The organism is Brevundimonas sp. NPDC058933, assembly GCF_049315965.1.
GTDB lineage: Bacteria > Pseudomonadota > Alphaproteobacteria > Caulobacterales > Caulobacteraceae > Brevundimonas.
In genome coordinates, this window is record NZ_JBMOSL010000006.1 from 46,505 (window position 1) to 72,122 (window position 25,618).

Below are 25,618 nucleotides of genomic sequence, written 5' to 3' on the forward strand. Positions count from 1 at the left end.
CTAGCTTGACGCCCCGTCCTTTCGCGTCAGGGTCGCCAGGTCCCAGTCGGCCTCGACGAAGGACCGCTGCGTCTCCGCCATCACCGGATAGCCGCCGACCTCGCCCTCGTCGTCGATGATGCGGCCGGCCCCCGTTTGCACCTCTTGCAGAATCCGCCGGTCAACGGCGTCGCGCGCCCAGGGCCGCGCCCCCGCCTCGGCCATGACCCAGGCCTCCACCTCGCTTGACGGCCGCGCCCGGAACCCGGCTGGCCAGTGCGGGGAGGCCGCCAGCCGCGTGATCCTGGGCTCGCGGTCGGAGATGATCCCGACTTCCTGCATCACCCGCCCGTCGGCGTGGCGTGCCGGGTTGTCGAGGGCGTAGAGGTCCAGATCGCCCTGCCCTTCCACGATCAGGAAGGGCAGATCAGCCCGCGTCGAGGGACCGCCGCGCGTGACGTTGCCGACGATCGACAACTGGCCCACCTGCCACGGATGATCGCCCCACTCCGAGGCATTCAGCGCATAGTGCATGCAGCGATTGCCAGGGTTGTAGATCAGGTTGTTGGCGCTGACCGCATGGACGCCGCCCTTGAACAACTGGTTCCGCTCATAGTCGTGGGCGTACAGGTTGCCGACGATCAGCACCTGGGTGGCGTTGTCGTGGATCAGCGTGCCCTTGGAATGCTCGCCCTTGGCGTGGCTGGCGTTCGACAGACCCTCCGCCACGATGTTGCGGCTGAAGGTGATGCGGCGCGAGGTGTGCTGTCGCCATTGCTCGACCGTGGCACCGCCGTCGAAGCGGGGGCCGGAGGCCGACAGGTTCTCATCCGTCGCCCAGCTGAAGGAGCACTGATCCACGATGACGTCGTGCGCGCCCGACGTGGTCAGGCCGTCCACCTCCCAGCCGCTTTTCGCCGCCGCCCCGTCCGCGCCGGGCCGGATGCGCAGGTGCCGCACGATCACGTCATGGGTGCGCAGGCTGATCCCGCCCCGGATCAGGGTGATCCCCGGCTCGGGCGCCGTCTGCCCGGCGATGGTCAGAAACGGGTTCTGCACCCGGATGTCGCGGCGCTTCAGGTCGATCACGCCGCCGACCTCGAACACCACGATGCGCGCCCCTTCGGCCTCCAGAGCCGCGCGCAGCGATCCCGGCCCCTCACCCGCCAGGGTCGTCACCCGGATGATCCGCCCGCCACGCCCGCCCGGCGTCGAGGCGGCCCAGCCCATGGCGCCAGGAAATGCCGAGACCTCGCCGCCAGCGAGGGCTGGCAAGGGCAGAGCCCCGACCGCTGCGGCGGTCAGCATCAGGCGGCGACGGTCGATCATGTCAAAGCCTCCGGCGGCGGCAGGGGTTTGGCGAAGGGCTGGTCGTCGGCCACGACGATGCGGCCCTCGGCGTCGAAGTCCACCCGGATCAGGCCCGGCTTCTCGCGGAAGTGGCTCTGCTCGTCATTGCCGAAGAAGGTGGACCACCACCGGCCCTCATGGTCCTTGAAGACATTGCCGCCGCCGGCGCAGGGCGCAGCCTCGTGCTTCATTCGATAGGGGCCATGCAGACGTTCTGACACGGCGAAGACGAAGGAATAGCGCCCCTCTACATTGCCCACCGCGCCCAGATAATAGAGCCCGTCCTTCTTGAAGAGGGTCGCGCCCTCATAGCCCAGAGTGTTCTCGCCTTTGAGACAGCGGGCGCGGTCGCGCGCGACGATGCACTGGGTGTCGGCGAAGCTGATCCGCTTCCAGTCCTCGGCATAACCTGACAGGTCGTCCTTCAGCCGCACGATCTCGTCGCCCGAGCCATAGGTCAGATAGACGGCGCCGTCGTCGTCCTGGAACAGGGTGGCGTCGATGCCCCGGCGCAGATGGGCGTCGGGCGAAAAGGCGTATTCATACGGCCCCTCGGGCTTGCCCGTCGTGCTGCGCAGGATGCCGAGCCCTGCCCGACTGACGCTGAAACAGAGGAAGTAACTTCCAGAGACGTAATGGATTTCGGGCGCCCAGATCGCGCGGAAGGGCACGCCGCGACGCATCCGCCATTCCTTGGCCCAGCCGCCTTCCCGGTCCAGGCTCCAGACCAGGCCGAGATAGGTCCAGTTGATCAGATCGGTCGAGCGCCACAGCTCGATCCCGTCGTTGAAAGCCCAGATGTTATCGCCGGTCGACCCGGTCATATAGTAGGCGCCGTCGCCGCCGATGCAGATTTGCGTGTCACGCAGGTGCAACGCCATCAGAGGATGGATCGACGGCAACAGGCCCTTGTCCACCGCCGAACCCGTCGCGGCCTCGCCCCACGGCAAGGTCGGATAGGTCATCGGCCGCACGCCGCGATAGCGCACCCCGATCAGCCCCGACATCCAGCCGCCGCGGGCATCCGCAGGCGCCGTGGCGACGCCGGGACCGCTGATGCCCCTGTACGGATAGGGATTCCGCTCGGGCGCCGGGATCAATCGCCCGGAATCATCCGCCGGCTGAGCCATCACCCGCGGCGCGATCAGGCCTGCCGCGGCCATGCCCGCCAATCCGATCAGAGTTCGGCGATTCTCCATAATCATGGCGGGTCCCCCCTTGCCGTTTCGATTCAGGCATGATCATCAATGGGATGACACCGGTATCAGAAATCGCTTGGCGACATAAAAATATTATAATACTTTTCAAATGAAGCCCGGCAATCGCCTGGCGGCAGAATGATCAACAAGGCCCGTCAGAGGCGTTGGGATCGAGGAGGAGGGACCCCATGATAAACAACTCAACGCTACAGTTGCGCGCGGCGGCATCGCCCATCGCACTCTGTATGGCCGCCATGCTGGCCGCCTCGCCGGCCGTCGCCCAGACCCAGTCAAACGATGAGACCACCACCGTGGACGAGATCGTCGTCACCGGCCTGCGCGCCTCCCTGGCCAGCGCCCTGAACGAGAAGCGGCGCTCGAACACCATCGTCGACGTCATCAACGCCGAGGACATCGCCGACTTCCCCGACGCCAACCTGGCGGAATCCCTGCAACGCATTCCCGGCGTGTCGATCGACCGCGAGAACGGCGAAGGCAACTCGATCTCGGTGCGCGGTCTGGGCGGCGACTTCACTCGCGTGCGCCTGAACGGTCTGGAAACCCTGTCGACGTCGGGCGCCAGCAATGCTGACGGCGCTCTACGCCGCGACCGCGGCTTCTCCTTCAACACCTTCGCCTCGGAACTCTTCAACTCCCTGAAGGTGCAGAAGTCCGCCGACGCCATGACGGACGAAGGCTCGCTGGGCGCGACCGTCGATCTGATTTCGGGACGTCCCTTCGACTTCGACGACCGGCGCTTCGCGCTGACGCTGCAGGACGCCTATTACGAGAACGGCGGCACGCATAACCCCCGCGTGGCCCTGCTCGGCTCCGACCGCTGGACCAGCAAGATCGGCGAGTTCGGCATCCTCGGATCCCTTGCCTACAACAAGCGTGATCAGGCCATCGACAGCTATACGCGCGGCGTCGGCTCCAGCGATTACCTGTATCGCGGGGCGACCTTCAACAACGTCGGAACCAACGCGGCTGGCGACCATCAGGGCTTCGCCCTGCCTACCGGCACCAATCCGGCCACGGCCTTGCCGCGCGTGACCAACCCCGAAGCCCTGGCCTACCTGATCGGCTCGAACCCGGCGGCCTACGCTCTGCTCAATGGCGGCAACACCAGGGGCTCCCTGGTCCGCATTCCGGCCCTGTCCACCCTGAACCACCGCGAGGTCGAGCAGGAGCGCCTGGGCGTCACCCTGTCAGGGCAATGGCGGCCCAGCGACCGCACGACGATCAGCTTCGACAACCTCTATTCGGAGATGACCCAGGTCTCGACCAACTACCAGATCGGCGCGGTCGGCCTGAACCGGAACAACACCAACGGCAACCGCACCCTGACGTCGTTGAGCTATCAGACCTATCCCACCACCAGCGCCGCCAACAACAGCTACCGGAACCGCCGAGGCATTTACGCGACCTGCGCCAGCCAGGAAGCCAACGAGTTCCGTGACGCCATTGACTGCGGTCAGGGCATGTACGGCAGCACGCCGATCTTCACGACAGCGCCAGGCGCCAACGTCAACAACCTGCTGGCCGGCACGGGCAGCTTCAATCCGAACAACCTCGAAGTCTACGACTACTACAATCAGCCGGGTTCGGTCGGCTACGTCGCCCACCCCAACTATCTGGCCATGCGCGGCGCCTTTATCGGTCGCCCCTCTGTGCGGGTCCTCGACGCCGCCCTCAGCGAGAACGGCGACAACGCCGCCTATCTGAAGCTGGCCAATGTCGACATGCGCTCGGCTGTCGACCAGGGTGGATACACCACCGAGTTCCGCCAGAACTCGATCAACCTCGAACACGAGTTCAACGACCGGTTCCGCATGACGGCGCTGATCGGCGACTCCAAGTCGACCAACGAGAACACCGGCCTGCTGGCCGACTTCATCCGCCTGGACTCCGGTCAGGGCGTCGCCGGCAACGACTACTTCATCTACGATGAGCGCGATGGCGGCGACATGCCGTTCATGGACTTCGGCTTCGATGTCGCCGATCCGACCAAGTGGGACTTCGTCAAGGGCTACTCGGCCCTGCGTCACTACAAGACGGTCACCGAAAACGGCTATCGCACCGCCAAGGCGGATTTCGCCTGGGACTACAACGACGACATCACCTTCCGCTTCGGCGGCGGCATGCGGGAGTTCGACTTCTACTATACCCGCTACGAGCGCCTGATCGGCGACACCATGAACCCCAGCCTGCTGGAAGGCGTGCGTTCCGGCCTGGCCCCCGCGACGACGGTGGCCCAGATGGGCCAGGTGGTCGAATGGGGCCAGGGCCTGAACGTGCCTGAAGGCATGCCGTCCCAGTTCTTCGTCCCGAACCTCCAGGCCTTCCAGAGCCGCTTCGGTTTCGATTGCAACTGCATCAATGAATGGGGCGACTGGCGCCTTTCGGATCTGCGCAACGGCGGGGTCAACACCTTCTGGGTCGATGAAAAGACCACCAGCCTGTACGGCCAGGTCGACTTCCATATCCCCCTGTTCGTCGGCGACCTGCGCGGCAACGTGGGTCTTCGCTACGCCAAGACCGAAGTTGACGCCCGAGGCCGTTCACCCAGCGGCCGCGGAGTCGAAAACACCAATGAGTACGAAGATTACCTTCCCTCGCTGAACCTCGCATGGGAGCCGACGGACAAGCTGATCCTGCGTTTCGCAGCAGCCAAGGTCATGGCCCGCCCGCAAATGATGGCTCTGCATCCCGGCGTCACGGCCTTCAACGTCCCGGCCGGCATCGGAACCGCGCCTGCCGACTTCGACGGCAGCAACGCCGCCATCACCCTGGGCAACACCCGACTGAAGCCGTTCCGCGCCACCAACCTCGACTTCAATGTCGAATGGTACTTCGCTCGCGATTCCCTGCTGTCGTTCGCCTACTTCTGGAAGGAAATCGAAAGCTTCCCGCAGGTCGTCTTGAGAGAGGCCAGGCTGAGCGAGATCTTCGACACCGAAGCCATCGCCAATCTGCGCGCGACCTGGGACGGCCTGGTCGATGAAGCCTCGGCCAGCCGCCGCGCCTATCTTGACGGCGACAACCCCTTCCAGATCCGCCAATACAACGACGCGCCGGGCGGCACTCTGGACGGTTTCGAAATCGCCTATCAGCAGAACTTCACCTTCCTGCCGGGGCTGCTGGAATATACGGGCGTCCAGCTGAACTACACCAAGATCAACTCCGAAATGGAGTATATCCTGGATCCTGCCCGCGGCCTGACCGGCATGGCCCCCTTCCTCGGCGCCTCGCCGGAATCATTCAACGCCACGGTCTTCTATGAAGACACGAAACTCAGCGCCCGCGTGTCGGCCGCCTATCGCGCCGCCTATCAGACGACCTACCCGCTGGCTTCGGGGGGTTGCGATCCGGGCGTCTGCGACTCGCCGCTGATCAACGACTTCATCGGCAGCGACGAGACGCTGAACGTCGACGCCTCTCTTTCCTACAAGCTCACGGACCACGTCACCCTGACTGCAGAGGCGCTGAACCTGACCAATCAGACGGATAGCCGCTGGGCCTATCAGAACGACCCCGTCGTTCAGAACTACGCCAGCACGGGCCGTCAATACTTTGTCGGAGCCCGGTTCACCTTCTGATTTCCAATCGGCAGAGCCTCCTCCCAGGAGAGCTGTCGCACTTGAGGCGCCGTGGAGACACGGCGCTTCCTTTTGTCCGCCATCCAGCTTGCAAGCCGCCCAAGGAGTCGTCGTGGTGATTTCCCATTCCTGGCTCGCCGCCGCCGCAGTTGCGGCCCTGTCCTCGACTGCGGCACCGCCTGTGCAGGCTGCCGACACGCCCGTCGTCTGGAGCGCCGCCGTGCTGGCCCAGGCCGGAGACTGGTATTCCAGTCCCTCAGCGCGCCGCATCGCCGACAACGTCATCTCCCATCAATCGCGCGAAGGCGGCTGGCCAAAGAACACCCGGCTGGACGAACCTGTGCGCGCTGACGCAGACCCCGGCCTGGCCAACACCTTCGACAATCAGGCCACCACCTTGCCATTGGCCTTTCTCGCCAGAATGACAACGGCCACCGGCGACGCAGCCTACGCGACGGCCTTCCACCGGGGCCTAGACTACGTCCTGAAGGCCCAGTATCCCAACGGCGGCTGGCCACAATACTATCCGCTTCGGGGCGGCTACCACGACCACCTGACCTTCAATGACGACGCCATGGTGCGGATTCTGAGCCTGCTGAAGGATGTGGCAGCGGGCCGCCAGCCCTATGAGTTTGTCGACGCCGCGCAGCGAGCCCGCGCCGCCCTGGCGGTGGAGAGGGGCGTCGATGTCATTCTCAAGGCTCAGGTACGTCAGGGAGACCGCCTGACCGTCTGGTGCGCGCAACACGACGCCGTCACCCTTGCCCCCGCATGGGCGCGCAAGTTCGAGCCGCCTTCATTGTCAGGCAGCGAAAGCGTCGGAGTGGTGCGTCTTCTTATGTCGCTGGACAATCCCTCACCCGAGATTATCGCCGCCGTAGACGCCGCTGCGAGGTGGTTTGAAGCGTCAGCGATACGTGACACACGCCTTGAGACCTATACGAACGCCGACGGTCAGCCGGACAGGCGGCTCACGTCCGCGGCCGGCGCCCCTCCTCTTTGGGCCCGCTTCTATGACCTGACGACCAACGCCCCGATATACATGGGCCGGGATTCCGTGCGTCATGTCGATCTGGCCGATATCGAACGGGAGCGACGGATGGGATACGCCTATGTGGGGGTTTGGCCTGCTCCGCTTCTGATGGAGGTTGAGGCCTGGCGTGATCGGCGCAACAGGAGGTGAGATCTTTCTGTCTGTGATCCATCCATCCTGATCATGGCTATGGACGATGGCCCGGCAATGAGTTGCCGCAACCGTCGTATCGGGCGGAACCCTCGCCCTCACGGCTCCGTTTCCCTGCCCTTGCAGGAAACATCACGCCATGTCTGACACCGTCGCCGAACCCGCCTTCGAACCGCCGCCCGAGGCCATGGCCTTCTATGAGGAAAGCCTGCGGCTGCTGAAGGAATCCGGCGTGCCCTTCCTGCTATCGGGTACCTATGCGGTTACGGCCTATACGGGCATCCGACGCCCGACCAAGGATCTGGACGTCTTCTGCAAGCCCGGCGACTATCCCCGCATCCTCGCCTTCTTCCAGGCGCGCGGCTACCGCACGGACGTCGAGGACGAGCGCTGGATCGCCAAGGTCTGGAAGGACGACAAGCACTTCTTCGACGTCATCTTCGCCATGTCGAACGGGACGATCGCCGTATCCGACAGCTGGTTCGGCAAGGATCGCATCACGGTTTACGGCCATGAGGTGACCATCACCCCGCCGACAGCGCTGATCCTGTCCAAGGTGTTTATCCAGGATCGCTACCGCTATGACGGCGCCGACGTGAACCACGTCATTCTGAAGCAGTCAGACGCCATCGACTGGCAGTCGCTGCTGGATCAGATGGACCTCTACTGGGAGGTGCTGATGGCTCATCTGCTCAACTTCCGTTTCGCCTACCCGACCGAGCGCGGCCGTGTCCCCGCCTGGTTGATGACCGAGCTCCTGGAAAGGCTTCAGGCCCAGGTCGACCTGCCGGCGCCGCGCGTGAAGGTCTGTCGCGGCCGGCTGTTCAGCCCGCGCGACTATATCGCCGACATCACGGAATGGGGCTTCGGCGACGTGGTCGGCAAGGGACTGGAGGAACGTCATGACCCCGTCGCCTGAATCCTCTGCAGTCGCCGAATCCCAAACCCCGCAACCGGGCATGGAGTCCGGTCCGAAGAAGAAGCTGCGCATCGCCGCAGTCGGCGACCTGCATGTCGGAGAGACCTCTCACCGGGTCTATCGCGACCTCTTCGACCGGGTGCACGAAGACGCCGACGTCCTCTGTCTGTGCGGGGACCTGGTCAATTTTGGCAGGACGACCGAGGTCGAGAATCTGCTAGAAGACCTTCGCGCCTGTCGTATCCCCATGGTCGGCGTGCTTGGAAATCATGAGCATGAGTGCGGCCAGCCCGAAGAGGTCGCCCGGCTGCTGTCGGAGGCCGGGGTCAGAATGCTGACCGGCGAGTCCTACGAGATCGAGGGCGTCGGCTTCGCAGGCGGCAAGGGCTTCGTGGGCGGCTTCGGCCGTTACATGCTGAGCCCCTTCGGCGAGGCCTCTATCAAGCACTTCGTGCAGGAGGCCGTTGAGGACGCAAACCTGATCGAGAACTCCATCCGCACCCTGCGGACCGAGCGCAGCGTGGTCCTGCTTCACTACTCACCAGTAGTGGACACCGTGGTTGGCGAGCCGCCCGAGATTCATCCCTTTCTCGGTTCGTCGCGCCTGGGCGAAGTCGTTGATCGCTACGAGAACGTCAAGCTGGTGGTCCACGGTCATGCCCACAGGGGCGCGCCGGAAGGCCGCACGGCGCGCGGCGTTCCGGTCTTCAATGTCGCCCTGCCTGTTCTGCGCACGCTGGGCGACACGCCCTATCGCGTATTCGAAGTCTGAGCCTTCAGCCGACGCCCGCCCCGCCGGTCACGCCCCAGACCTCGCCGGTGACGAAGCTGGCTTCCTGCGAAGCCAGAAGAACATAGATGGGCGCGATTTCCACCGGTTGGCCGGGACGGCCAAAGGCGCTTTGGGCGCCGAACTGCTCGACCTTGTCCTGGGGCTGGCCGCCGCTGGGCTGCAGCACCGTCCAAAAGGGACCGGGCGCGACCGCGTTCACCCGAACGCCCTTTTCGATCATCTGCTTGGCCAGAGCCTTGGTGTAGGCGACGATGCCCGCCTTGGTGGTGGCGTAGTCGAGAAGGATGTCGGACGGCTCGTAGGCCTGAATCGAGGCCGTGGTGATGATGGCCGCGCCAGGCGGCAGATGAGGCGCGGCGGCCTGACATAGCCAGTGCAGCCCATAGAGATTGGTCTTCATCGTTGCATCAAAATCGGCGGTCGAAACCTCTGACACGCTTTCGCGAAACTGTTGATGACCGGCGTTGACGACCAGAATGTCCAGGCCGCCGAATGTCTCCACGACGCGGGCGACCATGGCTCTGTTCCAGTCCTCGTCGCGGATATCGCCCGGCAGGGCCAGCGCCTTGACCCCCGCCTTCTCGATCAGGGCGATAACCTCTTTTGCATCCGCTTCTTCGGACGGCAGGTAGCCGATGGCGACGTCTGCGCCTTCGCGGGCGTAGGCGATGGCGGTCGCCCGCCCGATGCCGGAGTCCCCGCCGGTGACCAGCGCCTTACGACCTTTTAGACGGCCATGCCCTTCATAGCTGTCCTCGCCATGATCAGGACGAGGCGTCATCCTGGCGGCCAAGCCGGGCTCGGGTTGCGGCTGACGAGGAAAGGGCGGCCGCGCATACTGATTGCGCGGGTCCTGCATGGTGAAGCGATCGGACATGGGTTTTCCTCATCTTCTGGTTGGCCCGGCCAGATGCAGCCAGCGGGATGACCTCCTAAATGTCTGCTTGCGCCAGGCCGTTCCGTCGCCCTGACGGCCCTTGCAACGCGGGCGGACAAGCGACGTTCTTCCTTCCCGACCGACTGCCCTTGTCTGTAGCGTTCACCAGAAGCGGACCGCACGCGCATGTCTCTGCCCGACCACGGACCCGCCTCTGTCCTTCGGCCGACGCCCGCCGGCCTGTGGTGCCCGAAGGGCGACTTCTATATCGATCCCCCTCGCCCAGTAGACCGAGCCGTCATTACCCACGGCCATGCCGACCACGCCCGCGCGGGCCACGGAGCGGTGCTGGCCACGCCCGAGACCCTGGCCATCATGAGCGAGCGCTACGGCGCAACTTTCGCTGGCCGGACGCAGGCGCTGGCCTATGGCGAGCGCGTCAAGGTCGGCGGCGTGGAGGTCTCTCTCGCCCCCGCCGGCCACGTCCTGGGTTCCGCCCAGGCCACAGTGCGTGAAGGCGGGCTGACTGTTACCGCTTCCGGCGACTACAAGCGACGGCGCGACCCGACGTGCGCACCCTTCGAACCGGTGCCCAGCGACGTCTTCATCACCGAAGCCACCTTCGGCCTCCCCGTCTTTCGTCATCCCCCAGACACGCAGGAGATCGGGCGATTGCTGCGCTCGGTGCAGCAGTTCCCCGAACGCGCCCACCTGGTCGGCGCCTATGCGCTCGGCAAGGCGCAACGCGTGATCCGGCTGCTGCGAGAGGCGGGCTACGACGAGACCATCTATGTTCACGGCGCACTGGAACGTCTGAACCGTCTGTACGAACATTTCGGCGTCGATCTGGGACCGCTGGCCCCGGCGACGGGGTCAAAGGCGGACTTCGCCGGGCGCATCATCGTCGCGCCCCCATCCGCCATCGCCGACCGTTGGAGCCGGCGCTTCCCCGATCCGGTCACGGCCTTCGCCTCGGGCTGGATGAGCGTCCGAGCGCGGGTGCGCCAGCGCGGCGTCGAACTGCCGCTGATCCTGTCGGACCACGCCGACTGGGACGAACTGACCGCCACCCTGACCGAACTGTCGCCGCAAGAAATCTGGATCACCCACGGCCGCGACGACGCCCTGCGCCGCTGGGCCGAGTTGCAGGGGTTGACCGCGCGCGCCCTACATCTGGTCGGTTATGAAGACGAGGACGACGACTGATGCGCGCCTTCGCCGTCCTGCTGGATCGCCTGTCGTTCACGGCCTCGCGCAACGCCAAGCTTCGGCTGATCCGCGACCACCTGGCCGACGCGCCCGATCCCGACCGAGGCTGGGCGCTGGCGGCTCTGACCGGCGGCCTGTCCTTCACGGCCGCCAAGCCCGCCATGATCCGCCAGGCGGTCGAGGCTCGCGTCGATCCCGAGCTGTTCCGCCTGTCCTACGACTATGTCGGGGACCTGGCCGAGACGGCCGCCCTGATCTGGCCCGCCCGGCACGGGGCCAACCGCGAGCCGGAACTGTCCGAAGTCATCGACACCCTGAACACGGCCAAGCGCGGCGAGGTCCAGGGCCTGCTGGAAGGCTGGCTCGACGCCCTGGACGCCGACGGGCGCTGGGCTCTGCTGAAGCTGCTGACCGGCGGCCTGCGGGTCGGCGTCTCGGCGCGGCTGGCCTGGCAGGCGGCGGCGGACTTCGGCGGCGTCGAGGTCGCGGACATTCAGGAGGTCTGGCACGCCCAGAGCCCGCCCTACGCCGACCTGCTGGCTTGGCTGGACGGCAAGACCGAGCGCCCGGCGGCCATAGCCCACGGCCGCTTTCGTCCCGTTATGCTGGCCCAACCCATCGACGAAGCCGTCGATCTGCCCAAGCTCGACCCCGCCGCCTACGCCGCCGAATGGAAATGGGACGGCATCCGGGTCCAGGCCGTTAGCGAAGGCGGCGTGAAACGCCTCTACAGCCGCACCGGCGAGGACGTGTCCGGCGCCTTTCCCGACGTGCTCGCCGCCCTGACCTACGAGGGCGCGATCGACGGGGAGCTTCTGGTGCTGCGCGAAGGTCGGGTCGCCCCCTTCGGCGACCTGCAGCAGAGGCTGAACCGCAAGACGGCGGACGCCAAGCTGATGGTCAGCCATCCCGCCGGCATACGCGCCTACGACCTGTTGGCCCTCGAGGGCGAGGACCTGCGCGCCCTGCCCTTCGCCGAGCGCCGCGCGCGGCTGGAAGCCGTCGTCGCCGCCGTAGGGTCAGGCCGCATCGACCTGTCGCCCTTGGTTTCGTTCGAAACCTGGGACGGTCTGGCCGCCCGGCGCGCTGAACCGCCGCCAGGCGATCCGCAGTCGGCCGAGGGCCTGATGCTGAAGCGGCTGGACAGCGCCTATGAGGCGGGCCGCCCCAAGGGGCCGTGGTTCAAGTGGAAACGCGACCCGCACCTGATCGACGCCGTGCTGATGTACGCACAGCGGGGCCACGGCAAGCGGTCCAGCTTCTACTCCGACTATACCTTCGGCGTCTGGACTGAGGATGCGGACGGAATCCACGTCCTAACCCCGGTCGGCAAGGCCTACTTCGGCTTTACGGATGAAGAGCTGAAACAACTCGACAAGTTCGTGCGCGATCACACGCTGGAACGCTTCGGCCCCGTGCGTTCCGTCACCGCCACGCGTGAGTTCGGGCTGGTGCTGGAGGTGGCCTTTGAAGGTCTTCAGCGCTCCAAACGTCACAAGTCTGGCGTCGCCATGCGCTTTCCCCGCATCAACCGCATCCGCTGGGACAAGCCGGCCAGGGAGGCGGACGAACTGGCCACACTGGAACGGATGCTCGACTGAGCAGAGGAGGCGTCAACCTGCGGGACAGATGCTGCCCGCAACCAGGCGAAACCACAAACCAGAACAGCGGAACTGGCTCAAACATCGGGACGTTTCGACGCTTCAGCCATGGCGGCTCCGTCTTGCTCGTCGTCGTTCCCTGGCGCCTGTTGTGGAGACCTCTGGTTGGCCGACTGCGATGCGCCGTCTGTAGACGATCGCCCCATGCCGCAAGGTCTGATCTGGTCATCCGACGACCAGCCGGGGATCAGCCGCAGGCGCGCGGGCAAGGGCTTCACCTATCGCAGCCCGACGGGCGCTCCGGTGCGAGGAAAAGACGATATCACTCGTATCCGCCAACTCGCCATCCCGCCGGCTTGGTCGGATGTGTGGATATGCATGGACGTCGCGGGCCATATCCAGGCCACCGGTCGCGACGCCAAGGGACGCAAGCAATATCGCTATCACCCGGACTGGAACTCCGTCCGCTCTGCGGACAAATTCGACAAGTTGCCCGCCTTCGCGAAAGCTCTGCCCCGTCTGCGACGTCAAATCGAGTCCGACCTGTCACGTCCCGGCGCAGGCCGCGAAAAGGTGATCGCCGCTTCCGTCCGCCTGCTGGAGCTGACCCTGATCCGCGTCGGCAACGCCCAGTACGCCAGGCAAAATCGCAGTTACGGTTTAACGACGCTGCACAAGCGCCACCTCACGGTCGAAGGCGTGGCGCTGCGCTTCACCTTTCGCGGGAAGAGCGGCGTCGATCATCAGGTCAGCATCCGTGACCGGCGCCTGGCGTCCGTGGCGCGTTCACTGCGCGACCTGCCCGGCCAGACGCTGTTCAAATACGCCGATCCTCTTGGCGTCATGCATCAGGTCACGTCAGATGATCTGAACGCCTATATCCGCGCCGTCATGGGGGATGAGTTTTCAGCCAAGGACTTTCGAACCTGGGCGGGAACCGTGTCTGCGGCGCGGTTGCTCAGGGATACCGAGCCGCCGAACTCGTCAACGGACGCAAAGCGAAAGGCTACGGCCTGTCTTCGAACGGTGGCGGGCCTTCTGGGCAACACCCTGTCCGTCTGTCGCACCTCCTACGTCCATCCGCTCGTGCTCACCCTCTTCGCGAGCGGCGAGATGGCTGATGCCTTGCCGGGCGCCGACACCCTGGGCTTCGAAAAGGCCCTGGCCAGGACGCTATCAAGGCGCACGACATGACCGGCGCCGCGTGACATCACCAAATCGCGCAGATCGGCTAGGTGAAACAGAGCAAGAACATAGCTATATCCCTTCTCCTGTCTCTGGATCATTTTCTTGACCATCTGCGCGCCCGGCACTGACCTGCTTCCTTCACGCTTTCGCGACTGGTTCGCCGAGCGTGGCTGGTCGGTGCGCTCTCATCAGCTAGAGATGATCCAAAAGGCGGACGCCGGCGTCGACGTGCTTCTGGTGGCGCCCACGGGGGGCGGCAAGACGCTGGCGGGTTTTCTGCCCAGCCTGATCGATCTTGCGGAACGCGGCCCTCGCAATGGGCCGAAGTCGTTGCACACCCTCTATATTTCCCCGCTCAAGGCCCTGGCCGTGGATGTGGAACGCAACCTGCTGACGCCGGTGCGTGAGATGGGCCTGCCTATCGTGGTCGAATCCAGGACCGGCGACACCGGGCAGGCCCGCCGCCAGCGCCAGAAGAACCTGCCGCCCGACATTCTGCTGACGACGCCTGAACAGCTGGCCCTGTTCTGCGCCTGGGAGGGCGCGCGAGACTACTTCGAAAACCTGCGCTGCGTGGTGATCGACGAGATCCATGCCATCCACGGCTCGAAGCGGGGCGACCTTCTGTCGTTGGGGCTGGCGCGCCTGAGGCGCTTTGCGCCCCATGTGCGCTGCGTCGGGCTTTCTGCGACGGTGGACGACCCGGCGCGAGTTCGAAGGTGGCTGTCGGATCGCGGCGACGACATCGTTCTGGGTCGAGCCGGCGCTCCGCCGCAACTGGAGGTCCTATTATCCGAGAACCGTGTGCCCTGGGCCGGACACACGGCCCAGCACGCCATGGCCGAGGTCTACGAGACGATCAAGACCGCGCGAACCGCACTGGTCTTCGTCAACACCCGGTGGCAGGCGGAGTTCGCCTTTCAGGAACTCTGGCGGTTGAATGACGACAACCTGCCCATCGCCTTGCACCACGGCAGCCTGTCGGCCGAACAGCGGCGCCGCGTCGAAGCCATGATGGGTCGAGGCGAGCTGCGGGCCGTGGTCTGCACCTCCACGCTCGATCTCGGCATTGACTGGGGCGCCGTGGACCTGGTCATCCAGCTGGCTGCGCCCAAGGGCTCATCGCGACTGATTCAACGGATCGGCCGAGCCAACCACAGGCTCGACGAATCCTCCAGGGCCGTGCTCGTGCCGGCCAGCCGCTTCGAGATGCTGGAATGTCAGGCGGCGGTTGAGGCGGTGGCGGAAAACGCCCTGGACGGCGATCCGCCGCGCACCGGCGCCCGCGATGTCCTGGCTCAGCATGTCATGGGGTGCGGTTGCTCGGAACCCTTCGACCTTGAAGCGCTCTACGCCGAGGTGACCCGCGCCGCGCCCTACGCCGACCTTTCGTGGGAGGCATGGGAGCAGGTCGTCGATTTTGTCTCCACCGGCGGCTACGCCCTGAAGACCTATGATCGATTCAGACGGCTGATCCGGGGGCCGGACGGCCTGTGGCGAGCGCGCAACGAAGAGATGGCGCGTCGGCATCGCATGAACGTCGGCGTCATTGTCACCGCCCAGACGCTGAATATCCGCCTGCCGGGGCGACGGGGCTCCGGCCGCATGATCGGCCAGGCCGAGGAATGGTATTTCGAACAGCTCTCGCCCGGCGACAGCTTTCTTTTCGCAGGCCAGATCTGGCGTTTCGAAGGCGTTGAGGGGACTGACGCCATCGTTACCCGGTCCAACGCGACCGAGCCCAAGGTCCCCAGTTGGGGCGGCTCGAAATTCCCCCTGTCCACCTATCTGGCCAAACGCGTGCGACAAATGATGAGCGACGAGACGTCCTGGTCCCGCCTGCAGCCTGACGTCTGCGAATGGCTGGTCGCCCAGAAGCAGCACTCGAGCTTGCCGGGCGAGGACGATCTGCTGGTGGAGACCTTCAGCCGGGGCAAGCGGCACTTCCTGGTCTGCTACCCCTTCGAGGGCCGGCTGGCTCACACGACGCTGGCCATGCTGATCACGCGGCGCCTCGACCGCGCAGGGGTGGGGCCGATCGGCTATCTGGCCAATGACTACGCCCTGTGCGTCTGGGCCATGCGGCCCATGGACGGCCTCGATTTCGACGCCCTGTTCCAGCAGGACATGTTGGGTGACGACCTGGAAGCCTGGCTGGACGAAAGCTTCATGATGAAACGCGCTTTCAAGGAATGCGCCCTGATCGCAGGCCTGATCGAACGGCGCGTGCCGGGCCACGAGAAAAACAGTCGTCAGGTCACCTTCTCGGCCGACCTGATCTACGACACCCTGCGTCGCCACGACCCAGGCCATCTGCTGCTGTCCTGCGCGCGTGAGGACGCGGCGCGCGGTCTGCTGGACGTGGCTCGCCTGGGTGAACTGCTGGCGCGGATATCCGGCCGGATCCGAGTTGAGCGATTGGCCCACCTCTCGCCCTTCGCCGTGCCCCTTCTGATGGAGATCGGCAAGGAACGTGCGCCGGGTACCTCGGCTGCAGACATGATGCTGGAGGACGCCGCCCTGATCGACGAGGCCATGGCTTGACCGTTCTTACGATGGGCGGGGCGGCCAATGACGGCGCCCTGGCTGTACGCGTCGCCGACGTCGAGGTGGTGCTGCGCGCCTCTGGCGCTCTGTGGCTGGCGCAGGAGCGTATGCTCGTGGTCGCTGATCTTCACCTCGAGAAGGGCTCTGCCTATGCGGCGCGCGGTCAGTTGCTGCCGCCCTATGACACGCGCGAGACTCTAGACCGGCTGGAGCGGGAAATCGCCGCTCTGGCGCCCCGCTGTGTCGTCCTGCTCGGGGACACCCTCCATGATGGCGAGGCAAGCATTCGCATCGCCGAAACAGAACGCGCGCGTATCGGCGCCCTGTCCAATCGCGTGCGGCTGATCTGGGTGCGCGGCAACCATGATCCCGATGGGGCGGGCGACCTGGGCGGCGAGACAGCGCCCCTGGTCAAGGTTGCGGGTTTGACCCTGCAGCACGATCCGTCGCCCGGTCCTGTTGTCGGCGAGATCGCGGGCCACCTGCACCCCTGCGCTCGCATTCAGGGTCCGGCTGGCGGCGTCCGACGGCGCTGTTTCGCATCAGACGGCCGCCGCCTCATCCTGCCAGCTTTCGGGGCCTATGCCGGCGGGCTCAATCTGAGGGATTCCGCCTTCGCAAACCTGTTTGAGCGGCCGCCCGTCGGTTTCGCACTGGGACGATCTGTGACCGCCGTCGCCTATGCGCGACTGAGCCCCGATCGCGCATCTCGCTGAAGGGCGGCTGACCGCGCAAGGCTTGGAAGGATCACCCCTTCAGCGTCGCTCCGCCGTCGACATAGAGGTCTGTCATGGTGATATGGGCCGCACGGTCCGACAGCAGGAAGACCACCGCCTCAGCCACGTCCTCGGGGGTGGCCAGCTTCTGAAGCGGAATGCCCGCCTTGAAGGTCTCGGGCGAGCCGGCGATGACGCGGGCGGCGCCGTTCTCGTCAGCCCACATGCCGGTCTGCATCGGCGTCAGGGTCGATCCGGGGGCGACGATGTTGCAGCGGACTCCACTGGGCGCCAGCTCCAGTCCCAGGCAGCGGGTAAACATGGTCGCCGCCGCCTTGGATGCGGCATAGGCCGCCATGGCGTGACGCGGCACGCCCGCTGCGTTCGAGCTGACGGTGACGAAGGCGCCCTTTCCCCGCTTGCCCATCCGGCGCGACGCCGCGCGGCCCAGGTGGAAGACCCCGTCGGTATTGACGGCGAAGACGCGCCGCCATTCCGCGTCGGAGGTCGCGTCGATAGTGGTGGTGGACAGCACGCCCGCCACGCTGGCGACGAGGTCGATCGGGCCGTCCTCGGCCTCGATGCGCTCGAACAGAGCCTCGACCGCCGCGCCGTCGGAGACATCCAGCGGCTCGACGCGCACTCCACTCAGCAATCCAAGGCCCGATAGCGCGGTGGAGGACAGGTCGGTGGCGACCACCCGCGCGCCTTCCTCGACCAGCAGGCGCACCACGGCGGCGCCGACGCCGCCGCCGGCGCCGGTGACCAGGGCCAGACGGCCCGCCAATCCGGTCTCTCTCATCGTGCGATCTCCTCGGCGGCTGTCATACGGGCAGCCAGAGCCGGCGCGATCAGCGCCGTCGCCGCCGGGCCGGTCAGTTGCGGGTGCAGGAAGGGAACCTCGACCACATCCAACTCGGCGGCGTAAGGCCGCCACAGGTCGGGCGTCAGGTCGCGCTCCTTGTGATCCAGCGCCGCGCGCACATGGGTGGTGCGCCCGCCAAACGCCTTGTGACGATGCTCCCGCACCAGACGATTGGTATCAAGCACCACGCGGATCACTCCGTCCAGCGCCGCTTCGGGCAGGCCGCCCAGCGCGCTGTCGCCGGCCTTCAGGAAGCTGAGAATGGCCTCCCGGCTACGAAGCTCAGGATACTGCGTCGGGTCGTAACCCGCGATGGCCAGCAGGGCGCGCAAGGCGTCGACAGGGTCCGGCTCCGGTTCAGCGCGCCAGCACTCGGCCGGATAGGAGTCCAGCATGGCCATCATCCCGACCCTGACCCCGCGCCGTTCCAGCTCGACCGCCGCCGCCTGGGCGATGATGCCGCCGACGGACCAGCCCGCAATATGCACCGGCCCCGGCGCGCCCAACGCAAGGATATGATCGGCATAGATCGAGGCCAGGGCGTCGATTCCCCCCGGTGAACTCTTGGTCGGGTCCAGCGCGGGCGACTGCACGCCCCAGACTGTGCGACGTGGCGACAGGGCGCGCGCCAGGGTGCGATAGCCCCACGACAGCCCCCCCGCTGGATGGATCAGAAACAAGGGCGGCAGGCCCGGATCGCCCTCGGCCAGACGGATCAGCACGCCCAGTCCGTTGTCGAAATCCAGCGCCTCGGCGTCGATCAGGGCCGCCAGTTCGGCCACGCGCGGCCGATCGAACAACGTACCCATCCCCGGATCGCGCCCAAGCCGCTCGCGGACCAGCATCATCAGATGCACCGCCAGCAGGGAGTCGCCCCCCAGGGTGAAGAAGTCGTCGTCGGCCCCTGCCGGTTCGGCCCGGCCCAGCGTCTCGGCGAACAGTTCGGCGATGATGATCTCGGTCGGTGTTTCGGCCGCTCGGCCCGCCGCCGCCTCGAACACGGGGGCGGGCAGCGCCTTGCGGTCCAGCTTGCCGTTGGAGGTCGTCGGCAGGGCGTCCAGCGCCACGATGGCCGCAGGAACCATGTAATCGGGCAGTCGCGCGGCCAGCTTGGCCTTCAGGGCGGCGGGATCATAACCTTCGGCCGGGACCAGGTAGGCGACCAGACGGCGCTCGTCGGGGCGATCTTCGCGCGCCAGCACCACCGCCTCGCGCGCCAGTCCCGTAGCGATGACAGCGGCTTCGATCTCGCCCAGTTCGATACGCAGGCCGCGGATCTTCACCTGATGGTCGCTGCGGCCCAGATAGACGACCGCGCCGTCGGCACGACGTCGCGCCACGTCGCCGGTGCGGTACAGCCGCTCGCCCGGGTGATGCGGGTCAGGGATGAAGCGCTCCTCGGTCAGGTCGGGACGGTTCAGATAGCCGCGCGCCAGCTGGACGCCGCCCAGATGCAGGTGGCCGCCCATGCCGGGCGCCACGGGGCGCAGCCGCTCATCCAGAATGACCAAACGCGTGTTCCATACCGGCCGACCGATCGGCACGGGGCGGGACCCATCCTCTGAACCCGCAGCCCAATAGCTGACATCCACCGCCGCCTCGGTCGGGCCGTAGAGGTTGTGCAACTCAGCCTTCGCCGTCTGGTGGAAACGGTCGCGCAGTTCGGCGGGCAACTCCTCCCCGCTGCAAAAGACGTGGGCGACCGATATCCCCCTCGCCGCCGGATCGGCCAGGAAGGCGGACAGCATGGAGGGCACGAAGTGCAGATCGGTGATGGCATGGCGGCGGATCAGCCCAGCGATGGCTGCCGGATCGCGGTGCGCGCCGGGCGGGGCCATGACCAGTTCGCCGCCCGAGATCAGGGCGAGGAAGAACTCCCACACCGAGACGTCGAAGCTGGCGGGCGTCTTTTGCAGGACGCGGCTGTGGGCGCCGATCCCATATTCGGCCTGCATCCACAGCAGGCGATTGACGATCGCCCGATGCTCGACCAGCACCCCCTTGGGCTCGCCGGTCGAACCCGAGGTGTAGATGATGTAGGCGGCATCCTCGCCGCTCTGGGCGACAGCCGGCGACGCGCCGTCCAGCGGCCAGTCGGCCGGCGCCAGCAAGGCCTCGCCGAAAGCGCCGCCGATGTCGTCATGAGCCAGCACAAGGCTCGGAACGGCCGCGCGAACGATGGCGGCTATGCGCTCGGGCGGATGTTCCAGATCAAGTGGAAGATAGGCGCCGCCTGCCCGCAGTACGGCGACCAGAGCGATGACCAACTCCAGCGATCGCGGCAGGGCGACCGCGACTACAGTTTCACGCCCGACGCCGCGCGCCGCCAGCGCCGAGGCCAAAACCGCCGTGCGACGGTCCAGTTCGGCGTAGGTCAGGGTCCGCTCGCCGAAGGTCAGGGCCGGGGCGTCCGGGGTCGCCGCCATGGCCGCCTGCAACAGGGCCGTCAGGGTCGTATCCGGGACCGGATGGGCCGTGGCGTTGAAGGCCTCCAGCTCGCGCGCGGCCTCTTCCGGCGTGGCGATGGGAACCTCGCCCAGAGTTTCGGCATCGAGGGCGTTCGCCAGAAAGAAGGCCAGACGCTCCCCGTGGGCCGCGGCCTCCTCCAGCGTATAGAGGTCGGGGTTGGCGTCGACCTCCAGCGTCAGGGCCGGGTCGGCGTCGCCGCGGAAGGTGAAGCTGATGTCGTCCACCGGGCCCGTGCCCAGCACCTTCAGCGTCGTGTCCAACCCCGCAAAGCGCGGCGGAAGGTCGAACGGGAGGACATTGATGAGCGGCCCATACAGGCGACGCGCCCCGCCGATCAGGCCCAGGTCACGCCGCAACTGCTCGCTGCGGTAGCGGCCATGGCGGCGGGTCTTGATCAGGGCCTTCGAGGCGACGATCAACTGCTCGTCCAGAGGCGCGCCCTCGTCCAGCGTCAGGCGCAGCGGCGGGACGTTCATGATCATGGCGGGCGTGCGCGCCGAGGCGCTGCCCATCCGGCCCATCCACGGCACGCCGATCACCGCTTCTTCCGCGCCCGAGAAGCGGCGGACATAGGCGGCGCCGATGGCGGTCAGAACGTCGGGCCAGGAGAGGCGGCCCGCGTCGGCGCCAGCGCGCAGACGGGCCGTGACCTCGGGCGGCAGGGCGCGCTCGATGCGGTGGAAGCGATGCCCCGTCGTGGCCTTGCCAGGCGCCAGCGAGGCGACCTCGGGCGCGTCGCCCATGACCTCGCGCCAGTAGGCCGCGTCGGCCGTGCGCTTGTCCGAGGCGCGATAGGCGGCGTCCTCGTCCCAGACCTTGGCGAGGGGGTTGAAGGCCGGGCCGGGCGCCGGGCCGCCGCGTGCAGCGTTGTAAAGCTCGGCTGTGCGGTTGGTCAGCAGGGCCATGCCGAAACCATCGGTGGCCAGGTGGTGGACGCGCAGGCTCCACAGGAACCGTTGCGGTCCCATGTGGAACAGGATGTTGGCGGCCAGGGGATCGCGGGTCGGGTCCAGCGCCGTCTCATGATCGCGACGCATGGCGGCCATGGCTTCAGCGACGGGGTCCGCGGCGGCCGACACATCGACGATCCGCAGGAACGGACGGCGTGCGGGGTCCAAGGTCTGGACCACCGCCCCGCCCCGCTCGACAAAGCGCAGCGACAAGGCCTCGGCCTCGACCGCTGTCTGATCGACGGCGGTGCGGAAGGTTTCGACGTCCAGATCGCCCCGGATGTCGACATAGTGGGCGGTGTTGAAAATCGGGTTGGCCGGGTCCAGCCGCTGGGCGAACCACAGGCCCGACTGGGCTTCGGTCAGGGTGGCCTCAGTCGCTGGCGCCCGAACACTCCCGGCGGCGCGTCCGTCATCCATGCGTCAGGACTCTATGCCGAGCGCGGCGCGTTTCTGACGGATAATGTTCCACCATTCGGCCAGGGTGACGTGCTCGGCCAGTTCGCTGAACTCCAGCGACACGGTCTCGCTCCACTGCAGGCTGAGATTAAGCACACGCAGGGAATCCACCCCCAGATCCATCAGGTTGTCGTCATCCAGAATAGTCTCCGGCGCTTCATGCAGCACGGCGGCGACATCGGCGCGCATGCGCTCCAAAGTCAGGTCCTGCGGGGTCAGCTTGGTCATGTCAGTCGATCCAGAACGCGCGCGGTCGAGGTCGCGACGGCGCAGACAGCGGCGGCCCAGGCCACCGCCTCCATGTGTTTTTCACGCGAGAAGTCGCCCAGGGCGTCGGCGACGAAGAAGGGCTCTATGTCACGCTGAAACGCCTCGGCCGCCGTCAGCTGGCAGCCGATGTGAGCATAGACGCCGCAGATGATCAGTTGGTCGCGGCCCCGCGCACGCATCAGGGTCTCAAGATTGCTGCGCTGAAAGGCGCTGTATCGATGCTTGACCAGAGTTAAATCCCCCGGCTCAGGCGACAGTGCGGGCAGGATGGCCTGATGCTCGGGGGCGCGGCTCATTCCCGGTCCCCACAGATCGGCCTGCAAGCCGCGATCGCGACGGTCCTGTTCGCCTTCCTGCGCCGTGTAGAAGACGGGCACGCCAGCCGCGCGCGCCGCCGTGATCAAGCGGGCGATGTTGGCGATCAGTCCAGGCAGCGGTTCCGCGTCCGGGGCGTAGGGACGCAGGAAATACTTCTGCATGTCGTGGACCAGCAGGGCCGCACGGTCGCGTTGCAACGTCCATTGGGCGCGCGAGGCGGGAATCTCCGCCTCCGTGGGCAATGCGTAAGCCGGAACGGCCGGCAGACCTTTTGAACCGCTCATGCCCTGCCCTCCTTTTGCAATATCTGCTGACGCAGGGCGGCGCGCAGTTCGCGGCGGCTGATCTTGCCCACAGCAGTCATGGCGAAGTCTTCCACGAAGACGATCTGATCCGGCACCTTGAAGGCGGCTATGTCGCGCTGGCGCATCCAGGCCTTGACCTCGACGCCGCGCGGCGCGGGGCCGTCAGGAATGATGAAGGCGCAGATGCGCTCGCCCAGATAGTCGTCCGGCACGGACACCACCGCCGCGTCGAACACGGATGGGTGGGCCAGAAGATGATCCTCGACCTCCTCGGCCGAGATCTTCTCTCCTGCGCGATTGATGTGATCGGTGGCTCGGCCCATGACGACCAGATATCCCTCGGGCGTGCGACGCACCACGTCGCCGGTGCGATAGAAGCCGTCCTCGGTAAAGGACCGCGCATTGGCCGCCGGTTCGTTGTGATAGGCGCGGATCGTGTAGGGGCCGCGAGTCAGCAGATTGCCGGGCTCGCCTTCGGCCACCGCCCCGCCCGCATCATCCAGGATCAGAATCTCGTCATCGGGACTGATGGGCCTGCCTTGCGTCTCCACAATCAAGGCCTCGTCGTCGTCCAGCCGGGTGTAGTTGACCAATCCCTCGGCCATGCCGAACACCTGTTGCAGGGTGCAGCTCAACTCGGACCGGACGCGACGCGCGGCCTCGGGCAGGAACTTGGCTCCGCCGACCAAAAGGACCTGAAGACTGGACAAGTCATGGCTCTTCTTCGCCGCCGCCTGCATCCACAGAAGGGCCAGCGGCGGCACCAGACCGGTGATCGTCACCCCTTCCCGTTCGATCAGAGGGAAACAGACGTCCGGCGACGGCGACGGCGCCATGACCACGGTCGCGCCCACATAGAGGGCCCCCAGATAGCCGGGCGAGCTCATGGGAAAGTTATGCGCCGCCGGCAGGGCGGTCAGATAGACGCTCTCCGGCTCCAGCCCCGAAATGTCGGCGCTTTCGCGGACGCTGTAGAGGTAGTCGTCGTGAGTCCGGGGGATCAGCTTGGAAAGGCCGGTCGAACCGCCCGAGATCTGCAGGAAGGCGACGTCAGACGGGTCGGCGTCTCTCGTGGGCAGATCCACCGAATTCGGACTGAACCCGTCGAAATCGACAAACTCCTCGGCCTCGCCGACCACGATCACATGGCGCAGTTCCGGAACCTCGGCCTGCACCGCTCTGGCCAGGGCGCGATAGTCGAAGCCTTCGTGCCGATCCGCCACGACATAGGCCGAGGCTTCGGCACGCTTCATGAAATGGATGATCTCGGTCGAGCGGTGCGCCGGCAGGGCGTAAACCGGGATCAGCCTGGCCCGGAACAGGCCGAAGACGACGCTGAGAAACTCGGGGATATTGGGCAGTTGCACCACGACCCGATCCCCGGGCCTCAGCCCCAGCGCCAGAAAACCCGCCGCTGCCGTCTCGGCGCGATCGAGCAGTTCGCCATAGGTCCAGCGCGCCTGCATCCCGACCACCGCCACGGCGTCGGGCTGGGCCTCGGCGCGACTGCGCAACACCTGCGAAAAGGTCTCGCCACGCCAGTAGCCCTTGGCGCGATAGAGCGCCGCCATATCGTCAGGCCAGACCTGTTGCAGGGGGATCATAGGCTCGTCTCGTCCATGCCCAGGGCGCGCAGGACGGCCTGGAATTTACCGGAAGTCTCGTCCGCCTCGGCGGCCGGGTCGGAACCCTCGACAATGCCCGCCCCGGCATAGAGACGCGCCTCGGCGCCGCAGATCTCGGCGCAGCGAAGCGACACATGCCAGGCGCCGTCGCCTGCGGCATTGGTCCAGCCCATCGCCCCGGCGTAGAAGCCGCGGTCATAGGCTTCCAGTTCGCGGATCATCTCGGCCGCCCGATCGCGCGGAGCGCCGCAAACGGCCGGCGTGGGGTGCAGCAAGGCCGCAAGTTCAGCCGCAGAAACCTCGTCGGGGCGGTGCACGAGTCCCTCGATGCGGGTGCCGAGGTGCCACATGGTCCGGGTCGAGACCAGGGCCGGTACCGGCGGTGCTCGCAGCTCACGACAATAGGGCGCCAGCGCATCCATGATGGCCTCGACCACCAGGGCGTGTTCGCGAAGGTCCTTGTCGGAGGTCAACAGGGCCTGGGCCGCCGCCTCGTCCTGAGACAGATCGGGACTGCGCCGGGCAGAACCCGCCAGAGGATGCGACAGAATGGCCCGGCCGCGTTTAGAGATCAGCAGTTCCGGCGACGCTCCGACCAGACGACGCATCGCGCCGCCCTTGCCCGCGCCAAGCGGAACCAGAAAACGCGCCGCTGACGGATCCGCCTTCAGATCGCGAAACAGGGCGAAGGGGTCGAACGGCGCATCAGCCTCAAGTCGAAGGCTACGCGACAGGACCACCTTTTCAACCCTTGACGCCTCTGCCCCCGACGCGCGCATGGAGGCCAGCGCCCTGGCGACCGTGTCCTGATAAGCCTCCCGCGAAGGCTCCGCCGTAATGCGCGGGCTTCCAGCAGAAGACGACGTTTGGGCAGGATGGCTCCAGGCGCGGTTGGCGGCATGCCCAGGCAGGAACAGGCAGTCGTCCTCATCGCGATCAAAGGGAATAGCGCCGACCAGAACCCGTGGCGAAGCCTCTAGATTGTCTCCGATAGCCGGGGAATCTGCGAAGAAGCGCCGAACGCGCTCGCCCAGGGTCGCCGCAGTCCCCGGCGGCAGACGACGCTGAACGCCCGTCGTGAAAAGTCTCAAGTCAGGTGTCGCCAGCCCAAAGGCCCAATCCATGGTTTCCGATCGCCCTGGGAACGCCGACACCTCGCTTCCGATCTGAACCGCCAGATCAGGGGCGCTCCAGAAA

18 protein-coding genes are annotated in these 25,618 nt (G+C 66.3%); 9 read left to right on the forward strand and 9 right to left on the reverse strand.

Annotated features, from left to right (window positions below; all coding sequences use genetic code 11):
* Complete coding sequence (locus ACOZBP_RS11755; RefSeq protein ID WP_422676628.1) at window positions 1-1,308, reverse strand: pectate lyase family protein; 1,308 nt, start codon at window positions 1,306-1,308, stop codon at window positions 1-3.
* Window positions 1,305-2,492 carry a family 43 glycosylhydrolase gene (locus tag ACOZBP_RS11760; RefSeq protein WP_422676629.1) on the reverse strand — a complete coding sequence of 396 codons (1,188 nt, stop codon included), beginning with the start codon at window positions 2,490-2,492 and terminating at the stop codon, window positions 1,305-1,307. Before ACOZBP_RS11760 ends, ACOZBP_RS11755 begins: the two co-directional genes overlap by 4 nt.
* 224 nt (window positions 2,493-2,716) lie before the next feature.
* Between ACOZBP_RS11760 and ACOZBP_RS11765 the strand changes: the two genes are divergently transcribed.
* The 4 genes from ACOZBP_RS11765 to ACOZBP_RS11780 all read left to right on the forward strand — a co-directional run bounded on the left by ACOZBP_RS11765 (window position 2,717) and on the right by ACOZBP_RS11780 (window position 9,001).
* On the forward strand, window positions 2,717-6,127 hold the full coding sequence (locus ACOZBP_RS11765) for a TonB-dependent receptor domain-containing protein (protein WP_422676630.1): 3,411 nt from the start codon (window positions 2,717-2,719) through the stop codon (window positions 6,125-6,127).
* Between the two features lie 112 nt (window positions 6,128-6,239).
* Window positions 6,240-7,310, forward strand: a complete 1,071-nt coding sequence (gene pelA / locus ACOZBP_RS11770) for a pectate lyase (RefSeq protein ID WP_422676631.1) — start codon at window positions 6,240-6,242, stop codon at window positions 7,308-7,310.
* 139 nt (window positions 7,311-7,449) lie between these two features.
* Window positions 7,450-8,229: a hypothetical protein gene (locus ACOZBP_RS11775; RefSeq protein ID WP_422676632.1), complete on the forward strand. Its 780-nt coding sequence runs from the start codon at window positions 7,450-7,452 to the stop codon at window positions 8,227-8,229.
* The gene (locus tag ACOZBP_RS11780) at window positions 8,213-9,001 is read left to right on the forward strand and encodes a metallophosphoesterase family protein (protein ID WP_422676633.1); all 789 of its coding nucleotides are present in this window, start codon (window positions 8,213-8,215) and stop codon (window positions 8,999-9,001) included. The genes ACOZBP_RS11775 and ACOZBP_RS11780 overlap by 17 nt, the downstream gene beginning before the upstream one ends.
* A gap of 4 nt (window positions 9,002-9,005) precedes the next feature.
* Here the strand turns inward: ACOZBP_RS11780 and ACOZBP_RS11785 are convergent, their stop codons facing one another.
* Window positions 9,006-9,899 (reverse strand): SDR family oxidoreductase, encoded by an 894-nt coding sequence (locus ACOZBP_RS11785; protein WP_422676634.1) that lies wholly within the window; start codon window positions 9,897-9,899, stop codon window positions 9,006-9,008.
* A 186-nt stretch (window positions 9,900-10,085) separates the two neighbouring features.
* Here ACOZBP_RS11785 and ACOZBP_RS11790 point away from each other — a divergent pair, with 186 nt between their 5' ends.
* The 5 genes from ACOZBP_RS11790 to pdeM all read left to right on the forward strand — a co-directional run bounded on the left by ACOZBP_RS11790 (window position 10,086) and on the right by pdeM (window position 17,160).
* Window positions 10,086-11,105, forward strand: a complete 1,020-nt coding sequence (locus tag ACOZBP_RS11790; protein ID WP_422676635.1) for a ligase-associated DNA damage response exonuclease — start codon at window positions 10,086-10,088, stop codon at window positions 11,103-11,105.
* Entirely contained in the window at window positions 11,105-12,709 is a 1,605-nt protein-coding gene (locus ACOZBP_RS11795; protein ID WP_422676636.1) for a cisplatin damage response ATP-dependent DNA ligase, read from the forward strand. Before ACOZBP_RS11790 ends, ACOZBP_RS11795 begins: the two co-directional genes overlap by 1 nt.
* 165 nt (window positions 12,710-12,874) lie before the next feature.
* Window positions 12,875-13,903 (forward strand): DNA topoisomerase IB, encoded by a 1,029-nt coding sequence (locus ACOZBP_RS11800; RefSeq protein WP_422676637.1) that lies wholly within the window; start codon window positions 12,875-12,877, stop codon window positions 13,901-13,903.
* Window positions 13,904-14,005: 102 nt separating this feature from the next.
* Window positions 14,006-16,441 carry a ligase-associated DNA damage response DEXH box helicase gene (locus ACOZBP_RS11805; RefSeq protein ID WP_422676688.1) on the forward strand — a complete coding sequence of 812 codons (2,436 nt, stop codon included), beginning with the start codon at window positions 14,006-14,008 and terminating at the stop codon, window positions 16,439-16,441.
* Window positions 16,438-17,160, forward strand: a complete 723-nt coding sequence (gene pdeM / locus ACOZBP_RS11810) for a ligase-associated DNA damage response endonuclease PdeM (RefSeq protein WP_422676638.1) — start codon at window positions 16,438-16,440, stop codon at window positions 17,158-17,160. Before ACOZBP_RS11805 ends, pdeM begins: the two co-directional genes overlap by 4 nt.
* Before the next feature lie 31 nt (window positions 17,161-17,191).
* On the opposite strand, the gene ACOZBP_RS11815 is transcribed toward pdeM, so the two are convergent.
* The 6 genes from ACOZBP_RS11815 to ACOZBP_RS11840 are packed head-to-tail and all read right to left on the reverse strand — an operon-like array spanning window position 17,192 to window position 25,512.
* On the reverse strand, window positions 17,192-17,962 hold the full coding sequence (locus tag ACOZBP_RS11815; RefSeq protein WP_422676639.1) for a 2,3-dihydro-2,3-dihydroxybenzoate dehydrogenase: 771 nt from the start codon (window positions 17,960-17,962) through the stop codon (window positions 17,192-17,194).
* Window positions 17,959-21,864 (reverse strand): amino acid adenylation domain-containing protein, encoded by a 3,906-nt coding sequence (locus ACOZBP_RS11820; RefSeq protein WP_422676640.1) that lies wholly within the window; start codon window positions 21,862-21,864, stop codon window positions 17,959-17,961. The genes ACOZBP_RS11815 and ACOZBP_RS11820 overlap by 4 nt, the downstream gene beginning before the upstream one ends.
* Window positions 21,865-21,867: 3 nt before the next feature.
* Window positions 21,868-22,131 (reverse strand): phosphopantetheine-binding protein, encoded by a 264-nt coding sequence (locus tag ACOZBP_RS11825; protein WP_422676641.1) that lies wholly within the window; start codon window positions 22,129-22,131, stop codon window positions 21,868-21,870.
* On the reverse strand, window positions 22,128-22,775 hold the full coding sequence (locus tag ACOZBP_RS11830; protein ID WP_422676642.1) for an isochorismatase family protein: 648 nt from the start codon (window positions 22,773-22,775) through the stop codon (window positions 22,128-22,130). Before ACOZBP_RS11830 ends, ACOZBP_RS11825 begins: the two co-directional genes overlap by 4 nt.
* A complete protein-coding gene (locus ACOZBP_RS11835; protein ID WP_422676643.1) occupies window positions 22,772-24,400 on the reverse strand; it encodes a (2,3-dihydroxybenzoyl)adenylate synthase in 1,629 nt (542 codons plus the stop codon). Before ACOZBP_RS11835 ends, ACOZBP_RS11830 begins: the two co-directional genes overlap by 4 nt.
* Entirely contained in the window at window positions 24,397-25,512 is a 1,116-nt protein-coding gene (locus tag ACOZBP_RS11840) for an isochorismate synthase (RefSeq protein WP_422676644.1), read from the reverse strand. The genes ACOZBP_RS11835 and ACOZBP_RS11840 overlap by 4 nt, the downstream gene beginning before the upstream one ends.
* Window positions 25,513-25,618: the final 106 nt, after the last annotated feature.

What these genes read in the sequence shown, in the direction of transcription:
- ACOZBP_RS11755 (WP_422676628.1), bottom strand. Translation starts at nt 1,308, where the DNA reads ATGATCGACCGTCGCCGCCTGATGCTGACCGCCGCAGCGGTCGGGGCT.
- ACOZBP_RS11760 (WP_422676629.1), bottom strand. Translation starts at nt 2,492, where the DNA reads ATGGCCGCGGCAGGCCTGATCGCGCCGCGGGTGATGGCTCAGCCGGCG.
- ACOZBP_RS11765 (WP_422676630.1), top strand. Translation starts at nt 2,717, where the DNA reads ATGATAAACAACTCAACGCTACAGTTGCGCGCGGCGGCATCGCCCATC.
- ACOZBP_RS11775 (WP_422676632.1), top strand. Translation starts at nt 7,450, where the DNA reads ATGTCTGACACCGTCGCCGAACCCGCCTTCGAACCGCCGCCCGAGGCC.
- ACOZBP_RS11780 (WP_422676633.1), top strand. Translation starts at nt 8,213, where the DNA reads ATGACCCCGTCGCCTGAATCCTCTGCAGTCGCCGAATCCCAAACCCCG.
- ACOZBP_RS11785 (WP_422676634.1), bottom strand. Translation starts at nt 9,899, where the DNA reads ATGTCCGATCGCTTCACCATGCAGGACCCGCGCAATCAGTATGCGCGG.
- ACOZBP_RS11790 (WP_422676635.1), top strand. Translation starts at nt 10,086, where the DNA reads ATGTCTCTGCCCGACCACGGACCCGCCTCTGTCCTTCGGCCGACGCCC.
- ACOZBP_RS11795 (WP_422676636.1), top strand. Translation starts at nt 11,105, where the DNA reads ATGCGCGCCTTCGCCGTCCTGCTGGATCGCCTGTCGTTCACGGCCTCG.
- ACOZBP_RS11815 (WP_422676639.1), bottom strand. Translation starts at nt 17,962, where the DNA reads ATGAGAGAGACCGGATTGGCGGGCCGTCTGGCCCTGGTCACCGGCGCC.
- ACOZBP_RS11820 (WP_422676640.1), bottom strand. Translation starts at nt 21,864, where the DNA reads ATGGATGACGGACGCGCCGCCGGGAGTGTTCGGGCGCCAGCGACTGAG.
- ACOZBP_RS11825 (WP_422676641.1), bottom strand. Translation starts at nt 22,131, where the DNA reads ATGACCAAGCTGACCCCGCAGGACCTGACTTTGGAGCGCATGCGCGCC.
- ACOZBP_RS11830 (WP_422676642.1), bottom strand. Translation starts at nt 22,775, where the DNA reads ATGAGCGGTTCAAAAGGTCTGCCGGCCGTTCCGGCTTACGCATTGCCC.
- ACOZBP_RS11835 (WP_422676643.1), bottom strand. Translation starts at nt 24,400, where the DNA reads ATGATCCCCCTGCAACAGGTCTGGCCTGACGATATGGCGGCGCTCTAT.